Source organism: Labrenzia sp. C1B70 (assembly GCF_000475395.1).
Classification (GTDB): domain Bacteria; phylum Pseudomonadota; class Alphaproteobacteria; order Rhizobiales; family Stappiaceae; genus Roseibium; species Roseibium algicola.
The window spans coordinates 1-16829 of the sequence record NZ_AXCE01000032.1 but is presented as its reverse complement, the minus strand read 5'-3'; the positions used below and the strand labels follow the sequence as shown (position 1 = coordinate 16829).

Sequence of the window (16829 nt, the reverse complement as noted above, 5' to 3'; positions counted from 1 at the left end):
ATCCGCCTAAAACGTTTGAGAAATGCCCAGCCGGAAACGCAAGAAACCGTTTTCCGCCGGATCCAGAAATGTCGGATGGGCCAGAGCCCGCTCATAAGCCACTTCGCCGGTCACGATGCCGCCGCTCAGCCGCAGGCCGACCGCACCGCCCATCAGCTCTCCGCCCTCCAGCGGATCGTCGGCATCTTCCAGGACGCCGCCGGCATCCAGACCGGCAAACACCTGCGGCAGACCGAATAGCCGTTTCAGGTTGTCCGGAGCTTTGCTGGCGAACGCGGGCGTGAAGCCAAGCTCAAGCTGGCTGTAGCCACCGACATCACCCGACAGGCTGACATCGCGAAACCCGCGAACGGACAACGGCCCGCCGATGGTTACCCTTTCGGAGGCAAACAGCGTGTCGGGCGAAAAAGCGCCATAGGTGCTGGCCTGGAAGGAAAGCTGGCCGACCGGGTTCTGCCAGGCCCGCTGGTAGAACCCCGACAGCGTCACCTGGCTGAACTGGGCCGCCGGCGTGCCATCCAGCTGGCGACTGTCCTTCTGGGCGGCAAAGCCCTCCAGCCCCTGCTTGAAGGCGATACTGGCCTGCCCGAACCCGCCGGCAATCCGGCCGCTGATCTTCGTGGACGCTTCCAGAACGGCCAACCGCTGGCTGGAGGCGTCGATGAAGATCTCTTCGATGAAGTTGTTGGCCTCCTTCAGCGAGAAGGCGCCACCGGCACGCCAGACAAAGCGCCCTGTACGGTGCAGCACCCGGTCGAGCTCCACCCGGCCTTCCCAGCTTGTGCCGTCATAGGAATAGTCGCCCGACGGGCTTTCCAGGCGGGACAGATAGTCCAGATAGGACCCGCTGATGTTGACGGTCCAATACCGCCAGGGCACGGACAGATAGGCGTTGATCGAGCGCGAATAGATACGCTCGTCCAGCCTGTCGAGCGAACTGCGGGCAGAGATCGTCAACAGCTCGTTCAACCCGAGCACGTCCTCAAATCCGGCGATGCCGTTCCACTGATGACGGCCGGTGCTGGTGGCCCCGCCATTGTCCAGCGATGCGGACAGTTGCACCGCGTAGGCGTCTTTCACCTCGATGGTGACGATGCTTTGGCCAACGCCCGCGCCCGGCTCGATGCGGATGACGGCTTCCTTCGATCCCAGCCGGTTGATCTGCTCCAGCCCCTGCTCGAAATCGCGGATATTCATGATCCGGCCGGATCGCTCGCCGAAAAGCTGCGTTGCCCCTCGCCGCGCCTTGCCGTTTTCCTGAAGGCGAACCTCGGACACCGAGCCCTCGACGATGAGAACACGCAATTCTCCGGAACCGAGATCCTGCGGCACCAGATAGGCGCGCGAGGTGACGAAGCCCTTCTCGACGTAATAATTGGTCGCCGTTCTGAGCACGTTCTGGATGTCGGTCAGCGTCAGGCAGGCGCCCTGACGGTTGCGGACCAGCAACTCCAGTTGGTTTGCCGGAACGCGCTTTGCGCCTTCGAACCGGATCCTTTCGACGTCAACACATGGTCCCTCGCCGCCAGTTGCCTGCGGCAGCAGATCCGGTGAACGCTGGGATGGTTCCGTCGTTCCGCCCAGAAAACGGTCACGCTCCAGCCGGCGCTGCTGTTCCTCTCGCTCGATGATCTGCTGCTGCTGGCGCAGCACGTTCTCGATCCCCGCAGGCGTTTGAGCCGCCCCGGGCAGTGCAAACAGCAGAGCCCCTGCAAGCGGAGCCAGGAAACGCGCAAGTGCTCGCATGGTGTCAGTCGGTCGTCTTGCCCGCGGAAAGGTCCTTCAACCGGGCCAATGCGGCAGCGGACCCCTGCAGCGAAAACTCGATGCGGACCTGCTTGTCGTTGGTGGCGGTGACACCAACTGCGGTGAGCCGATTGCCCGTCCGGAGTTTTTCAAGGGCCGCTTCATCCAGCGGCACCGGTACCACGCAGCCTGAGGGAAGGCAGGTCAGAAACTGCGCCTTCGGCAACTCAACGTCATCCACCGCAAGTGTGAGGCCTTGCGAGAAGGCCAGGCCAAAGGGCGTCAGAACCGTCAGCACCGGACCCTCCCCGGCCCGTTCCTCGACCAACAAGGCGGACAGGCGCTGCCCGGTCTTTTGCTGCACCAGCTCCTGCGTCATCCGGCAGGTGCGTGTTTCGGCCTCCACGCACGTCACCGTCCAAGCCTTGAACCGTTCAGTGAGGGTCTTCTGGTCCGGCTGTTCCGATTGGGCGGAGGCTTGCGTGCACACAGCCAGCAGACCTGCTGCCACCAGCACCGGTTTCCAGAACTTGCGGCGCGGTTCACGCCTCAAGGACCTCGCATTGCGATGACCGGAGACGGAATTCGACGGTACGAAAAATTGGAAAAACATTGTCTGTGCCTGGAGTATCTGTTTTTTTGACGGACAGCACGCAAGGCGTGCAGAGGCGTTCTGCCGGGAGAGCCGGCAGGCCAATGATCAGGATCGTAAAAAGGCAGCTATCGTCGCCGGACCTTCAAATTCAGAACCGGCAAGTTGTTCAAAAAACAGCGAAACTGTTGCGCATTGTCTTTTCCCGCATTGTCTTTTTTGTTAATGCTGCCCTAAGGGTTTAAGCCACAGGTTGCAAGCAATTTTTGCGGGAAAATTGCCTCATATGGTTGAGATTTTTTGTTTAGCAATCGATTTAATTTCAGTTTTATTTCACAAAACTCTCAATCAAAACGAGCACTTGCCAGTATCTTCCAGGCCGGCTGGCAAGAGGCGCGCAGCTTGATCAAACCACGCTTTTTATCGGGGACGAATGTAAAGGCCGGTCTCGAGAGACGGCCCACAACGGCAGCAGGTTGCAAAACCAGGTCTGAAACGCACAGCTCCAGCAAGGAAGGCAACGGGCATCGCAAGTGCCAACTCGATTAGCCGAGACTGTGGTCTAGGGAAGAAAACGCCGACGCAGGCGTACCAATCGCTGCGGGCGAAATCAGGTCCGCAGGCGTTGCTGGTCGCGAGGCGTTCAAATTGGAAGGAAGAAAATGGTCGGAGTGAGAGGATTCGAACCTCCGACCCCCTCGTCCCGAACGAGGTGCGCTACCAGGCTGCGCTACACTCCGACACAGAATATGAGCTTAGAAAGCTAGGCTCATCGGGAACAGCTGGGCAAGCCCTCGCTGCGTGGAGGGTCATTTAGCAAAGCTGGTCTGATCCCGCAAGCGATTTGCATTGCCGAATGTCACTTTTTTGAAACTGTGAACAACCTCGGCAAGGCAAGGGCGAATTACGCCGCTTTCCAGCGGACACGCCAAGTCCGGCTTGCCGTTCCGCCAACTTGAAGCGGATTGAAACGGCCGCCAATCGTCCCGGCGATGGCTTTGCAACGCACCTGGGGAAAACCGGTCCTTCCCCGTCAAAGTTTGCTCTTGTGGAGACTTGCGCAAAGGATCGAGGCTCGCTATACAGCGTCCCCACGGCCTTGGGGTGTAGCCAAGCGGTAAGGCAGCGGTTTTTGGTACCGCCATGCGAAGGTTCGAATCCTTCCACCCCAGCCAGTCTTTCTTCCCTTAAAAGACATCTTCTAGCCTTGCCCGTTTCGGGCTGTGCTGCCACGTGCGACGACCTCGTAGCCGAGATCGACCACCGGCTGTTCCGGCTCAATTCCGGCAAGGGCACCCGTCAGCATGCGAAAGGCATCGCGTCCCATGGCCAGGCGGAACGTGCGCACGCTAGTGATCGGCGGGTTGGCGGCGGCCATCATTTCCAGATCGTTGAAACCGCAGATACCCATCTGATCCGGAACCCGGATGCCGCGACGCTGGCACTCGAACAGGGCACCGAGCGCAAGGTCATCGTTGTTGCACAGGATCGCATCGGTTTCCGGCGCCTTCGACAGAAGGTCGGCGACCAGTTCACAGCCAAGGGTGACGGTTGAAGGACGCGGTGTCGTCACGATCCGGCCCGCATCGAAGACGCCTGCCTTTTCCGCCTCCCCGCGAAACCCGGCAAGGCGGCGCTGGCTGCGCGGGTCGAGCCGGGCAGCGATATAGCCCGGACGCCTGTATCCGGCAGCAAGAAGATGGCGAGTTGCCGCGGCAGAAGCCTCCACGTGGGAAAAGCCGACCATCATGTCATATGGCGCCGGCCCGCACTCCATGATCTGGACGATGCGGCAGTCTGCCCGTTCCAGCAGCCGGGCCGTGTCTTCCGACTGATCGAGACCTGACAGGACCAGGCCAGCGGGACGCTGGCTCAGGAAGGTTCGCACAAGGCTTTCTTCTTCAAGTGGGGAATAGCGGGAATTGCCGAGCTGGATCTGCCATTTCGACCCTTCAGCCGCTTCATAGATGCCTCGCATGACATCAGAAAACACGTTGTTGGTTACTGACGGCACGATGACGCCGATGACGTTGGTCTTGCCCGCAGCAAGCGCGCTGGCCGCCGGATCTGGCACGTATCCGAGCCTGTCGACCACCTCCCGGATTTTGGTCAGTGTCTTGGCGGAGACCTTGTCAGGATCACGTAGCGCGCGCGACACGGTCATAGCGCTAACACCAGCTTCCTGGGCAACATCGGCGATCGTTATTTTCAAATTATTCAACCATTACAATTATTTATACCATTGCAAATCAACTCTTCGATAATATCCCAGAAAAAAGTATTTGACAAATGTTAGCGCTATCATTTTCAATACGCCCAACAACGAGATCATTCGGGGACGGAAATGCAGGGTGAATTGCCATCAGCCTCTGGCGAAACGGCCATCGTCGTGATGGGCGTTTGCGGCGCCGGCAAAAGCCTGCTGGCGAACCGCCTCGCGGACAGGCTTGGCGTCGGCATGGTTGAAGCTGACGACTTTCACAGCCCGGAAAACAAGCGCAAGATGGCGGCGGGAAAAGCGCTGACCGATGCCGACCGCATGCCCTGGCTCGACGCCGTGTCACTTGCCGCCAAGCTGCAGATCTACTGTGCCGGCGGTGCAGTGATCGCCTGCTCCAGCCTGAAGCGCGCCTATCGGGACCGATTACGGGCTGCCCTGCCCTCGTGCATCTTTGTCCACCTGGCAGGAGAACGCGGCCTGATCGCCGAGCGCCTGGGTGGGCGCCAGGGACATTTCGTCGGTGAAACGCTGCTGGACAGCCAGCTGGCGACGCTGGAACCGCTGCAAGTCGGGGAAGCCGGCTTCAGCCTGGATATTTCAAGGCCTGTCGACGAACTTGTCGACAAAGCCATGAAAGAACTGCGGCCAGCAAGGCCGCCTCGTACCACCATCGCCTCTTGAGCGATGACGTTTCGACTAGGGAGGAAATCATGCTCAAACTCTTGACCAGAACCGCTCTTGCCGCCGTTGCGGCCGGTGCGCTTGCCACGACCGCCATGGCTGCGGACTATTCGTTCCGCTTCCAGTCTTCCGACCCGGCAGGCAACCCGAATTTCGTGCTTCAGCAGGGCTGGGCCGCGAGCGTGAAGGAAAAGACCGGCGGCAAGATCGAGGTCGAGTTGCTGCCTGTGGAGTCCATTGTGGCCCACAGCGAGACCCAGGATGCCATCGCATCCGGCATTCTTGACGGCCATATCACCGATACGTCCTACTTTGCCGGCAAGGATCCGGCTTTCGGTTTGATCGCCAACCCGGTCGGCGCCTGGGCGTCGCCGGACCAGATGTTTGCCTTCATGTACGATGGCGGCGGCAAAGACCTGATGAACGAGCTGGTAGAGCCTTACGGCCTGCACTTCATCGGCGCGACGACACCGGGCCTGGAGGCCTTCGTCTCCAAGGTTCCGCTGAAAGGTGTTGACGACCTGAAGGGCCTGAAGATGCGTGCGCCTGAAGGCCTGGTTCAGCAGGTGTTTGCAGCGGCTGGCGCTGCTCCGGTCAACCTGCCGGGGTCCGAAGTCTTCACCGCGCTCGACAAGGGCGTGATCGACGCAGCCGACTACTCGGTCTTCTCCACCAATCAGGCACAGGGCATGCACGACGTTGCCCCGAACCCGGTCTATCCGGGCTTCCACTCCATGCCGCTGGTGGAAATTTCCATGAACAAGGCCAAGTGGGATGCCCTGCCGGACGATCTCAAGACCGCCCTTGAAGAAAGCGTCAGGGATTTCGCCAACGCGCAGGTGGCAGCTCTCGCCGAGAGCGACCAGAAAGCCGTCGAGGAAGCCAAGGCCAGCGGCAAGGTGACCGTCACGGACTGGTCGCCGGAAGAACGCGCGAAGTTCCGCTCCATCGCCACCGGCGAATGGGCCAAGGTCGCCGAACGTTCGGACAATGCCCAGAAGGTCTATGACGTTCTAACCAGCTACCTGAAAGAAAACGGCCTGATGCAGTAAGCTGCCTCAATGTGGTTACCTGGCGGGCGCCTTCGGGCGCCCGTTTTGTAAAAGAAGCTGGAGGAAACCTTGGTGGAACCGAACGAAACCCCGGAGCGGGAAAAGGATCCCGGCGCTATTGCCGAGGCCGGCATGCTCGGGCGCTGGATCGACAGGGGCGGCTTGCTGTTTGCCATCGGCATCGTTGCTTCGATGCTGATCCTCATCAACGAAGTGCTTTTGCGCTACGTCTTCAACGCCCCCACAATCTGGGCGCACGAGACCACCATTTTCCTGTGCGGCGCCGCCTTTCTCTATGGCGGGCTCTACTGCACCGCGCGCGACCGCCACATCAGGGTCGTGCTGATCTACGACACGTTGCCGCCACCTCTGCGGCGTGTCCTTGACGTCGTCATCTCGCTCATCTGCATGGTGGCCAGCACCTTTTTTGCCTACGCCAGCTGGCTGATGGTTCAGAAGGCGGCTTTTCGGCCCGATGGCAGCTTCCGTCTGGAACGCTCCGGCAGTGCCTGGGACCCTGTCTTTCCGGGCCTGATCAAGGTTTTCCTTCTGGTCGTCATGACGGTGATGGCCGTCCAGTTCCTCATTCTTGCCTATAACTATGCCAGGGGGCGTAAGTGACAGAGTTCTTCGGCTCCCTTCAAGGGCTCGGCATCGAGACCGGCACGCTGCTCATGTTCGCGATGCTGCTGGTGCTGCTGGTCTCCGGCATCCCGCTTGCCTTCGTCACTCTGCTGGTTGCGCTGATCTTCGCGCTCGGCTGGTTCGGACCCATGGTCGTGCCGCTGATCACCAGCCGCGTCTACTCCTTCGTCGGTTCCTTCGTCTTCGTCTCCGTGCCGATGTTCGTTCTGATGGCGGCAATCCTTGATCGATCAGGCATCGCCAGAGATCTGTTCGACGCCATGAAGTTGCTGGGCGGACGCCTGCGCGGCGGGGTCGCTATCCAGACCATCGTCGTGGCAGTGATCCTGGCGGCCATGAGCGGCATCATCGGCGGCGAAGTCGTGCTGCTCGGCCTTGTTGCGCTGCCCCAGATGCTGCGCCTCGGCTACGACAAACACCTGGCCATCGGCGTCGTGTGCGCAGGCGGTGCGCTCGGCACCATGGTACCGCCGTCCATCGTACTCATCATCTACGGCCTTACCGCCAACGTCTCGGTCGGCGATCTCTTCACCGCCGCCTTTCTGCCGGGTCTGATGCTGGCTGGTTTTTATGTCGCCTACGTCCTGATCCGGGCCTACCTCAATCCGGCCATCGCACCGGTACAGGACGATGAACCTGTGCCGATGGCGGAAAAACTTCGCCTCCTGAAGGGGCTTATCCTGCCGCTTACCGTCGTTGCCGGCGTGCTTGGCTCCATTTACGGCGGCATCGCGAGTGTCACCGAGGCATCGGCGGTCGGCGTTGCCGGGGTGCTGTTGTCGACGGTGGTTCGGGGGGAATTTACACTCGAGCTTCTGAAAGGTGCTGCCCTGCAGACGCTTCAGACCGTCGGCATGATCGTGTGGATCGGCATCGGTGCAAGTGCTCTGGTCGGAGTGTTCAACCTGATGGGCGGCATCAAGTTCGTCTCGGCCCTCATATCCGGCATCTCCGACAATCCCACCATCATCCTGTTGTTCATGATGCTGATCCTGTTCGTGCTCGGCATGTTCCTGGACTGGGTCGGGATCGCGCTGCTGACGATGCCGATCTTCGTGCCGATCATCAAGGATCTCGGCTACGATCCGGTCTGGTTTGGCGTTCTGTTCTGCATGAACATGCAGGTGTCGTTCCTGTCACCGCCGTTCGGGCCTGCCGCCTTCTATCTCAAGAGCGTTGCCCCACCGGGCATAACGCTGGCAACGATCTTCCGCTCGCTGCTGCCGTTCATCGCCCTGCAGATACTCGCCGTAGGTATCCTGCTGTTCTTCCCGGCCATCACCGGGCGGTAAGGCAAAAACAAAAACCGCCCGTGGACATACGGGCGGTTTCTTTTTTCGCGATGCCTCTGTTCGCCAATCCGGCCAAGCGCAGCGTGAGCCGGGATCAGAGAGGCACTGGTCTTTCGGTTTTGAAGATACCCGGTCACCTGTGCCTGTTCACACGAACCGGGCCTCCAATCCCGGAGCTCCGCTGCGCTGCGTCCGGGATGACTGCGTTTGGGTGAAAGCCAGCTCAAAGCCGGCTTTCCAGTGTTGTCACTCGCCCGGCTGTTGACCGATCGTCCTTGCCGCGTCCAGTTCCTTGTGAAGGCGCTCTTCTTCCTGAACGGCCGGTGTGATGAACCGTCCGAGCAGGAGATAGGCAACCGGCGTCAGGAACAGGGTCGAGACAGTCGCAAGGCCCAGACCTCCGACAATGACAAACCCCAGGGCAATTCGCGCTTCTGCCCCTGCCCCGCTTGCCATGATCAGCGGCACGCCGCCGACAATGGTACAGATCATGGTCATCATCACTGGTCTCAAGCGGATGTTCGAGGCATTCTCGATCGCTTCTCGCAGTCCCTGCCCGCGATCCCGCAGCTGGTTGGCAAATTCCACGATCAGGATGCCGTTCTTCGCCATGATGCCCACAAGCAGCACGAGGCCGATCTGGGAATAGACGTTGAGTGTCGTCCCGGTCAGCAGCATGGCGAAGACAGCGCAGGCCAGGCCAAGCGGAACCGTCGCCATGATGATGAGCGCACTGATGAAGCTCTCGAACTGGGCCGCCAGCACCAGCAGGATGATGATGATCGCAAAGCCGAACGTGCGCGCCATGGAGGATGACTGTTCACCCAGCGTTGCCGTTTCCGCCAGCGGCACGATACGGGCACCGGGCGGCAGCAACGGTTCGGCGATCTTCAGCGCTTCCTCATACGCATTGCCGAGGGCGAAGTCGTCCGCAAGACCTGCCGTAACAGCAACGGAGCGCAGCTGCTGTTCCCTTGCAAGAGAAGGTGGCACGGCCTTTTCCACCAGGCTGGCAATGGTCGACACGGGTACGAAGCGGCCATCACCTGTCTTGATGAAGATGTTCTCCATATCCGTCGGATCGTTGATCGGATTGGACGTGGAAACGAATTTCACGTCATAGGCCTGATCGTTGATGAAAACCTGCCCGATCTTGCGACCGTCCAGCATGGCCTGCATGGCCGTGCCCAGTCCGTTAATGTCGATGCCAAGGTCGGAGGCGCGTTCGCGATCGATGGAAACCGAAAGCTGCGGCTGGGTGGCCTCGGTGGACAGGCGCACCTGCCGGAACCTTGGATCCTGCTCCATCGCCGAGATGATCTTGTCCGCCGTAGCGCCGAGCGTCGCATAGTCGTTGCTGCCGGCGACGGCAAACTGAAGGCCGGACCCGGCACCGCGAATGCCAAGGCTGTTGGGCTGGAAGGCGAAGGCCCGCACACCTGGCACATCACGCACAAGCGCACTGACCTCGGACAGGATCTGCTGTTGCGACCGCTCGCGCTGGTCCCACGGCGCCAGACGCATGACGATGAATCCGCTGTTCTTGGAACCGCCTGTTCCCGCAATCGAGAAGGTGCTGTTGATCTCGCCGCTTTCCCGATAAGGCTCCAGCAGGTTTTCGATCTGGCGCATCTGCTGAGACAGGTAATCAAGGCTCACGCCCTGAGGCGCGGAAATGCGCATGAAGGCAATCGAGCGGTCTTCAGACGGCGTCAGTTCCGACTTGATGGTGGGAAACAGGACACCCGCGGTGGCTGCAAACAGCAGCGAAATAGCCACAACCACCATCGGCGCATCAAGGCATGCATGCAGGCAGCGCCGGTAGAGAGCGCTCAACATCCGCCCCAGACCGCCGGCTCCGCCCCCGTGATCATCGGCCTTGCCGGCCGGTTTGCTCTTGAGAATGCGCGAGGCCAGCATGGGACACAGCGACAGCGCCACGATGGAGGACAGGAACACCGCGATGGCGAGTACGAAGCCGAATTCGCGGAACAGCCCGCCGGTCTGCCCCGGCAGGAAGGAGAGCGGTACAAACACGGCAATCAGCGTCGCCGTTGTCGCCAGCACCGCGAAGAAGACCTCTTCGGCACCTAGAACCGCCGCAGCGCGTGGTCCGATGCCTTCATTTCGCCTGCGCACGATGTTTTCCAGCACCACGATGGCATCGTCGACCACAAGGCCTGTTGCCAGAACCAGCGCCAGAAGCGTCAGGATGTTGATGGAGAACCCGGCAAGATAGATCGCCGCAAGTGTGCCGATCAGCGCCACCGGCAGGGACACGCCCGGAATGATGGTTGCCCGCCAGTCCCACAGGAAAATGAAGATGATCAGCAGAACGATGCTGACCGAGATGGCAAGGGCAATCTCGACTTCATGAATGGCGCCATTGATGAAGGTGGCGTCATCGCTGGTTACCTCGATGGTCATGCCTTCAGGCAGGTTCTCCTGGATACGGTCGACCGCGGAGCGAACGCCTTCCGAAATCTCGAGCGTGTTCGACTGGGCGGAGCGAATGACGCCAAGGCCGATGCCCGACTTGCCGTTGGCGCGCAGCTGTGTCTGGCCCAGATCCGGGCCAAGTGTCACCGTCACGAAGTCGCGGAGCCTTGCGCGGCGATTGATAATAACGCTTTCGAATTCCTCAGGCGTATCAATGGAAGCCGTGGCGCGGACGATCAGATCCTGGTTCTGACTGGTCAGCGAGCCTGCCGGCGTATCGAAGGCCATGGAGGACAGGGCATTGGCCACATCCGCGATGGTCAGATTGAGGCTGGCCATCTTGGCCTGGTCGATGTCGATCCGGAAGATCTTGTCGCGGTCACCGTAGACCTGGACGTCCGCGACACCTGGAACAGCGGCAAGGACGTCGGAAATCTCGTCTTCCACCAGCACCGTCATGTCTTCGACCGACATGCGGTCGGAAGTCAGACCCAGGCGCAATACCGGCTGGGCGTTGGCATCAGCCTTGATGATACGGGAAGGCTCGGCGTCCTCGGGCAGATCGTTGGTGATGCGCCCGAGCGCATCGCGCATGTCGGAAGCGGCAACGTCCAGATCGACATCATCGGAAAATTCCACGGTCACACGGCTTCGACCGAAGGAGGACGATGAAGAGATAGACTTCACGCCGGAGACACGTGCCACTGCGCCTTCGATGACACCGGTCACTTCACGGTCGATGGTCTCGGCAGCTGCGGCCGGATAATCCGTGCTGACGGTGATGACCGGGCGGTCGACATCGGGCAGTTCGCGCACTTCGATGCCGAAAATTGCCGCGATCCCCGCAACCACGATCAGCATGTTGATCACGAAGGCAAGAACCGGACGCCGCACGAACAGGCCAGTGATGCCAAGTTCCTTCAAACGGTCCATCTGCATGGCAATCTCTCCAAGACCTTCAGGTCAATTCTCAGGAACCGCTTTGGCTGGAAGCAGTTGTCGCCGGAGTGTCCGATGCCGGAGCCTGCTTGCGGTCTGCAACCGTCACGTCGGCCCCGTTGCGAACCAGATGAATGCCTTCGGTCACGACCTCGTCGTTGACCGTCAGCTCCGCGTCGACCAACACGCTGTCGGTATTGCGCTGGATAATGCTGACCGGGACACGAACGCCCTTGCCTTCACGCACGGCCCAGACGAAGGCACCGTCGGACCCCCATTGCACGGCCAGCGGATCAACCGCCGGATACTTGTCGCCGGGAAACTTCATCGAAACCTGGAACGACATGCCGGCTCTCAACTTGTCGGCCTTGTTCGGAAAACGGGCACGAACCTGAAGTGTGCGGCTGTCGATATCGATGCGGTTGTCGACGGCACTGATGACACCCTCGAAGGTTTCACCCGGGCGGGCGACCGACGTGGCGGTGATCGGAGATCCCACTGCGATAGCGGAGGCGAACCGCTCCGGAACCCAGAAGTCGACAAGAATTTCGCTGCGGTCGTCAATGGTTGCGATGACGGTCTGCGAGGAAACGTAATTGCCTGCGGTAATGGGAAGAATGCCGACCACGCCGGCGATCGGAGTTTCGATGGAGCGGCGGGAGAGCGCCAGTTCGGCTTCGCGAAGTTGCAGCCGCGCATTGTCTACCGAGAGTTCCGCGTCTGTCACCTGAACAGCCGTAGCCGTATTGGTTTTTCGCAGCACCTGCATACGCTGAAGCCGGGCCTCGGCATCCTTCAGAGCATTTGCGGCTCTCTCGACGGCGATCTGCTCGGCGTCCAGATCCAGTTTGGCAATGGCATCTCCTGCCTTCACGGTGGCACCGGACTTGACCAGAACCTCGGTCATGCGGCCGCTTGTATAAGGCGTCACGGCAACAGACTGCAGTGCCGTGCTGGTACCGATCGCCGAAAGACGGTCATTGATCGTGATTTCGACGACCGGCGTTGCAACGACGGCACCTTGCGGCCCACCCCGGCCACGCCGTGGTTGATCGCCTCCGCTTGGCGCTGCATCGGCGACGGCAAAATCCAGCCAGTCGATCCCCCAGGCGGACAGGTGCGCGCCGGCTCCCGGATAATAACGAACCCAGAGCCCCGCCGCCACGATGACAACCAGGAGGGTGAGAACGAGCTGTTTCCAAATTGACAATTGGAACTCCGATCAGAACTTGCCGGCACTGCCGAAAACGGTTGTTTCCTGAAACCAGTTATCTACGGCAATTCCCGTATGCCAACAATCGATAAGGTGTACCAATTTGTAAGCGAAACGACACGCTTTCACGCCAATGAGTTGTTCCATCTTTGCAAATTCTACCTATGATATAGAAACTGACTGCCGGAACCGCCGTGAGAGCGTCTTCTGGCCGGGATTTCTATCCAGATAGCGTAGTGATTGCCCGAAACCAGTGCCGACGTCCGGCACCGGTTCTCTTTCGGTATGGCAGGATCTGTCCCTATGCGGCGTCGTCAACGCGGCGCAGGGATGCTTGCCGGGTCAGGATCTGGCGGCGGGCAAACGCGGCGATGAAAACGGCTGTCAAAATGAGGACGATGGTGGGGGCCGGTGCGCTGTCCAGAAAGAAGCTGGCGTAGGTGCCTGCGACCATTGACACCATGCAGACCAGCACCGACACGTAAAGCATCGACTTGAAGGTGCGGACCAAAAGGAATGCGATCGCCCCCGGTGCAATGAGCAAGGCAACCGCCAGGATAAGGCCCGCAGCAGAAAGCGTTGCCACGATCGTCAGCGACAGTGCCGCCAGAAGGCCGTAGTGCAACAGCTTTACCGGCAAACCGGAGGCCTGAGCCTGGGCCGGATCGAAACTGTGCAACAGAAGGTCTTTCCACTTCAGCACCAGCCCACCGCCGACAACGAGGGCAATAACGCCTGCGGTGACAAGCTCGTGCTGCTCCACACCCAGCATGTTGCCGAACAGGATATGGTCCAGATGAGCGTTTGTCCGGATCGAGACGTAAAGCACGATGCCGACACCGAACATGCCGGAAAACACGACCCCCATCACGGTATCCTGCTTCACCCGGCTGTTGCCTGACAGGTAACCCGTCAGAACGGCACAGACCATGCCGGCGGCAAAAGCGCCGACGATCAATGGTATGCCAAAGATGTAAGCCAGTACGATGCCGGGTAAAACCGCGTGGCTGACAGCGTCCCCCATCAGGGCCCAACCCTTGATCACCAGGAAGCTCGACAAGAGAGCCGTCGGGATGGACACGATCACGCAGATCAGAAACGCGTTCTGCATGAAGGGGAACTTGAACGGCAGAAGCAGCGTCTCGAGGTCCATCAGGCCTGATCTCCCGCTTCTGATTTCGCAACGTCCGCAGCGTATCCCCGGCGCAGGGCTTCCGCCGACTTGCGCCTGGCGGCCAGAAGGCCGTGCTTTGGCGCCAGAACGAATGTGAACAGGAAGATCAGGGTCTGCAAGGTGACAATGATACCGCCTGTGGCCCCGTCCAGAAAGTAGCTGATATAGGCTCCGGCGAAGCTGGTCAGCGTGCCGATCGCGATGGAGGTCAGGATCAGGCGCGGGAAGCGGTCGCACAAGAGGTAGGCTGTCGCACCGGGCGTGACCACCATTGCAATAACGAGAAAGGCCCCGACCGTCTGCATGGCCGCAACCACGGAAGCGGACAGAAGCACGAAGAAGATTGCCTTGAGGAGACCGGGCCTCAGACCGATTGTGCGGGCATGGCTTTCGTCAAAGAAAGTGACCATCAGATCCTTCCACTTGAGCGTCAGGATCGCCAGCGACACAAAGCCGATGATGGCCAGTTGCAGGGTATCTTCCGGCGTGATGGCCAGAATGTTGCCCATGGTGATCGTCTGGACCGAGACCGACATTGGGCTAATGGAAACGATGAAGAGACCAAGGCCGAAGAAGGACGTGAAGATCAGGCCGATGATCACGTCGACCTTCAGGCCCGAACGTTCGGACAGGAACAGCATGGCCCCGGCTGCAAGTCCGCCCGCCAGAAAGGCCCCCAGGGAAAACGGCAGGCCCAGGATATAGGCACCGGCCACCCCCGGCACGACCGAATGAGACAGGGCATCGCCGATCAGCGACCAGCCTTTCAACATCAGGTAGGACGACAGGAAGGCGCAAACCCCGCCGACAAGTGCGGAAACCCACATGGCATTGGTCATGTAGCCATATTGAAAGGGTTCGAGGAGATAGGCGAAACTGAAAGGCTCCATCAGTCGCGCGCCTCTCTCGTCTGCACTTTGTCGCCGTATTGAACGAACGGGCGCTCGTCGTCGGTCAGGATCGTCACCGTACGCTGATCGCCATCGGTGTGCAGGGTCTGGTCGGAAATGGTGAAATGGCGCAGCACCCCGCCAAAGGCCTTCTCCAGGTTCTGACGGGTGAAGGTTGTCGCGGTTGGCCCGTAGTCGAGCACCGTTCCCTTGACCAGCACCGTCCTGTCGCAGAATTCGGGAACGGAACCGAGGTTATGGGTGGAGACAAGCATCACCCTGCCCTCGGCCTGTAACTCCCGCAGCAACGCCACGATCTGTTCCTCGGTTTTCACGTCGACGCCGGTGAACGGTTCATCCAGCAGGATCACCTGGCCGTCCTGGGCAAGAGCGCGGGCGAGAAAGACGCGCTTGCGCTGACCACCGGAAAGCTCGCCAATCTGCCGATGCCGGAAATCCTGCATGTTCACGCGGGTCAGTGCCTGGTCGACCGCGGCATGGTCCGCAGGCTTTGGCCGTCGCAAAAACCCCATGTGGCCGTAACGGCCCATCATCACCACGTCCTCCACCAGAACGGGGAATGACCAGTCGACTTCCTCCGATTGGGGAACGTAAGCGACGAGGTTCTTCTTGAGGGCTTCCCGGACGGTCATATCCAGGATCCGGATGCGCCCCTTGGCTGTGGGCACGAACCCCATGATGGCCTTGAACAGCGTCGACTTGCCCGCGCCATTGACGCCGACCAGAGCCGTGACGGTGCCGCGCGGGATCGAGAAGCTGGCGTTCCAGAGTGCCGTATGTCCGTTCCGGTAGGTAACCGTAACGTCTTCGGCGGCAATTCCGCCATCGTCCCTGACGTTGGGCATATCCATAACCGGGTCCTTGATGACATTCAGCATGTAGGCTTTCCAGTACAATCTGAAGTTACTGTGACACAATCAAGGGCAGCATCGGGTCATGCTGCCCGGCAGTCTTTATTACGGGCCATCACTGTGAATTGGATTTCAGCCCCTCGACCACCGTGCTCGAGGTGACCTTCAGCAAGTCCAGGTAGGTGGGCACCTTGCCGTCCGCCTCGCTCAGGGAATCGACATAAAGGTCGCCGCCATATCTCGCGCCGGTTTCCCGGGCCACCTGCTTGGCAGGCGAAGTGTTGACCGTGCTCTCGCAGAAGACGACCGGGATGTCGTGCTCACGCACCCCGTCAATCACCGAACGGACCTGCTGCGGCGTGCCGACCTGATCGGCGTTGATCGGCCAGAGGTACAGCTCCTTCATGCCGAAATCGCGGGCGAGATAACTGAACGCGCCTTCACAGGTCACCAGCCAGCGCTTGTCTTCCGGGATATCGGCAACGGCCTGGCGCAGCGGCTCTATGGTTTCGCGCAGCTTTGCCTTGTAGGCATCCGCGTTGCCGGCATAGACCTCCGCATTCTCCGGGTCGTATTGGGCAAATGCCTTGGAGATGTTGTCGATATAGATCAGCGCGTTGTCCAGTCCCATCCACGCATGCGGGTTCGGCTTTCCTTCATAGGAACCCGACGCGATCGAGATCGGTTCGATCCCGTCTGTCAGGGTTACGGAGGGGATGTCGCCTAGGTTGGACAGAAACTGCTCGAACCAACGCTCAAGGTTCATGCCGTTCCACAGGATCAGGTCCGCGTCGGATGCCCGCACGATGTCCTGCGGTGTCGGCTCATAACCGTGGATTTCCGCACCCGGCTTGGTGATCGAGACCACTTCGGCGGTCTCCCCGGCAACATTCTGCGCAATGTCGGCAAGAACGGTGAATGTGGTCACCACTTTCATTTTGTCCTGTGCGGAAGCGCCGTTTACCGGTCCGGCTGCAAGTGCCGCAAGAGAGACCGTCAGAAGCAGTTTTTTCAACATCACCATATCCCGGTTCGAACATCATTTCTGCAAGTGATATTGCAACTCATTCGCA

The 16829-nt window shown here is 60.1% G+C and carries 13 protein-coding genes and 2 tRNA genes; 5 read left to right on the top strand and 10 right to left on the bottom strand.

The window, feature by feature from the left end; genetic code table 11:
* Positions 1–6: 6 nt before the first annotated feature.
* From Q666_RS54580 to Q666_RS54570, 3 genes are all read right to left on the bottom strand, one after another.
* The gene (locus Q666_RS54580; RefSeq protein ID WP_023001569.1) at positions 7–1746 is read right to left on the bottom strand and encodes a ShlB/FhaC/HecB family hemolysin secretion/activation protein; all 1740 of its coding nucleotides are present in this window, start codon (positions 1744–1746) and stop codon (positions 7–9) included.
* 4 nt (positions 1747–1750) lie between these two features.
* Positions 1751–2359, bottom strand: a complete 609-nt coding sequence (locus tag Q666_RS54575) for an invasion associated locus B family protein (protein ID WP_023001568.1) — start codon at positions 2357–2359, stop codon at positions 1751–1753.
* A 642-nt stretch (positions 2360–3001) separates the two neighbouring features.
* Positions 3002–3078, bottom strand: a tRNA-Pro gene (locus tag Q666_RS54570).
* A 360-nt stretch (positions 3079–3438) separates the two neighbouring features.
* Between Q666_RS54570 and Q666_RS54565 the strand changes: the two genes are divergently transcribed.
* A tRNA-Gln gene (locus tag Q666_RS54565) sits at positions 3439–3513 on the top strand.
* Positions 3514–3539: 26 nt separating this feature from the next.
* On the opposite strand, the gene Q666_RS54560 is transcribed toward Q666_RS54565, so the two are convergent.
* On the bottom strand, positions 3540–4550 hold the full coding sequence (locus tag Q666_RS54560) for a LacI family DNA-binding transcriptional regulator (RefSeq protein WP_023001567.1): 1011 nt from the start codon (positions 4548–4550) through the stop codon (positions 3540–3542).
* Positions 4551–4682: 132 nt separating this feature from the next.
* Here Q666_RS54560 and Q666_RS54555 point away from each other — a divergent pair, with 132 nt between their 5' ends.
* From Q666_RS54555 to Q666_RS54540, 4 genes are all read left to right on the top strand, one after another.
* The gene (locus Q666_RS54555; RefSeq protein ID WP_023001566.1) at positions 4683–5240 is read left to right on the top strand and encodes a gluconokinase; all 558 of its coding nucleotides are present in this window, start codon (positions 4683–4685) and stop codon (positions 5238–5240) included.
* A 29-nt stretch (positions 5241–5269) separates the two neighbouring features.
* Positions 5270–6292: a TRAP transporter substrate-binding protein gene (locus tag Q666_RS54550; RefSeq protein WP_023001565.1), complete on the top strand. Its 1023-nt coding sequence runs from the start codon at positions 5270–5272 to the stop codon at positions 6290–6292.
* A gap of 72 nt (positions 6293–6364) precedes the next feature.
* A complete protein-coding gene (locus Q666_RS54545; RefSeq protein WP_031269566.1) occupies positions 6365–6913 on the top strand; it encodes a TRAP transporter small permease in 549 nt (182 codons plus the stop codon).
* Between the two features lie 53 nt (positions 6914–6966).
* Positions 6967–8229, top strand: coding sequence for a TRAP transporter large permease subunit (locus tag Q666_RS54540; RefSeq protein WP_051990172.1), 1263 nt, complete (start codon positions 6967–6969; stop codon positions 8227–8229).
* A 246-nt stretch (positions 8230–8475) separates the two neighbouring features.
* Here the strand turns inward: Q666_RS54540 and Q666_RS54535 are convergent, their stop codons facing one another.
* From Q666_RS54535 to Q666_RS54510, 6 genes are all read right to left on the bottom strand, one after another.
* Complete coding sequence (locus tag Q666_RS54535) at positions 8476–11607, bottom strand: efflux RND transporter permease subunit (RefSeq protein WP_023001562.1); 3132 nt, start codon at positions 11605–11607, stop codon at positions 8476–8478.
* Between the two features lie 31 nt (positions 11608–11638).
* Positions 11639–12817: an efflux RND transporter periplasmic adaptor subunit gene (locus Q666_RS54530; protein WP_023001561.1), complete on the bottom strand. Its 1179-nt coding sequence runs from the start codon at positions 12815–12817 to the stop codon at positions 11639–11641.
* A 304-nt stretch (positions 12818–13121) separates the two neighbouring features.
* Entirely contained in the window at positions 13122–13973 is an 852-nt protein-coding gene (locus Q666_RS54525) for a metal ABC transporter permease (protein ID WP_023001560.1), read from the bottom strand.
* The gene (locus tag Q666_RS54520) at positions 13973–14884 is read right to left on the bottom strand and encodes a metal ABC transporter permease (protein ID WP_023001559.1); all 912 of its coding nucleotides are present in this window, start codon (positions 14882–14884) and stop codon (positions 13973–13975) included. Before Q666_RS54520 ends, Q666_RS54525 begins: the two co-directional genes overlap by 1 nt.
* Positions 14884–15783, bottom strand: coding sequence for a manganese/iron ABC transporter ATP-binding protein (locus tag Q666_RS54515; protein ID WP_023001558.1), 900 nt, complete (start codon positions 15781–15783; stop codon positions 14884–14886). The genes Q666_RS54520 and Q666_RS54515 overlap by 1 nt, the downstream gene beginning before the upstream one ends.
* 88 nt (positions 15784–15871) lie before the next feature.
* Positions 15872–16780: a metal ABC transporter substrate-binding protein gene (locus Q666_RS54510; RefSeq protein ID WP_023001557.1), complete on the bottom strand. Its 909-nt coding sequence runs from the start codon at positions 16778–16780 to the stop codon at positions 15872–15874.
* Between the last annotated feature and the right edge of the window lie 49 nt (positions 16781–16829).

Excerpts from the sequence above, each read along its gene's own strand:
- Q666_RS54580 (WP_023001569.1), bottom strand. The coding sequence starts at position 1,746 with ATGCGAGCACTTGCGCGTTTCCTGGCTCCGCTTGCAGGGGCTCTGCTG.
- Q666_RS54575 (WP_023001568.1), bottom strand. The coding sequence starts at position 2,359 with ATGTTTTTCCAATTTTTCGTACCGTCGAATTCCGTCTCCGGTCATCGC.
- Q666_RS54555 (WP_023001566.1), top strand. The coding sequence starts at position 4,683 with ATGCAGGGTGAATTGCCATCAGCCTCTGGCGAAACGGCCATCGTCGTG.
- Q666_RS54550 (WP_023001565.1), top strand. The coding sequence starts at position 5,270 with ATGCTCAAACTCTTGACCAGAACCGCTCTTGCCGCCGTTGCGGCCGGT.
- Q666_RS54540 (WP_051990172.1), top strand. The coding sequence starts at position 6,967 with ATGTTCGCGATGCTGCTGGTGCTGCTGGTCTCCGGCATCCCGCTTGCC.
- Q666_RS54535 (WP_023001562.1), bottom strand. The coding sequence starts at position 11,607 with ATGCAGATGGACCGTTTGAAGGAACTTGGCATCACTGGCCTGTTCGTG.
- Q666_RS54525 (WP_023001560.1), bottom strand. The coding sequence starts at position 13,973 with ATGGACCTCGAGACGCTGCTTCTGCCGTTCAAGTTCCCCTTCATGCAG.
- Q666_RS54520 (WP_023001559.1), bottom strand. The coding sequence starts at position 14,884 with ATGGAGCCTTTCAGTTTCGCCTATCTCCTCGAACCCTTTCAATATGGC.
- Q666_RS54515 (WP_023001558.1), bottom strand. The coding sequence starts at position 15,783 with ATGCTGAATGTCATCAAGGACCCGGTTATGGATATGCCCAACGTCAGG.
- Q666_RS54510 (WP_023001557.1), bottom strand. The coding sequence starts at position 16,780 with ATGGTGATGTTGAAAAAACTGCTTCTGACGGTCTCTCTTGCGGCACTT.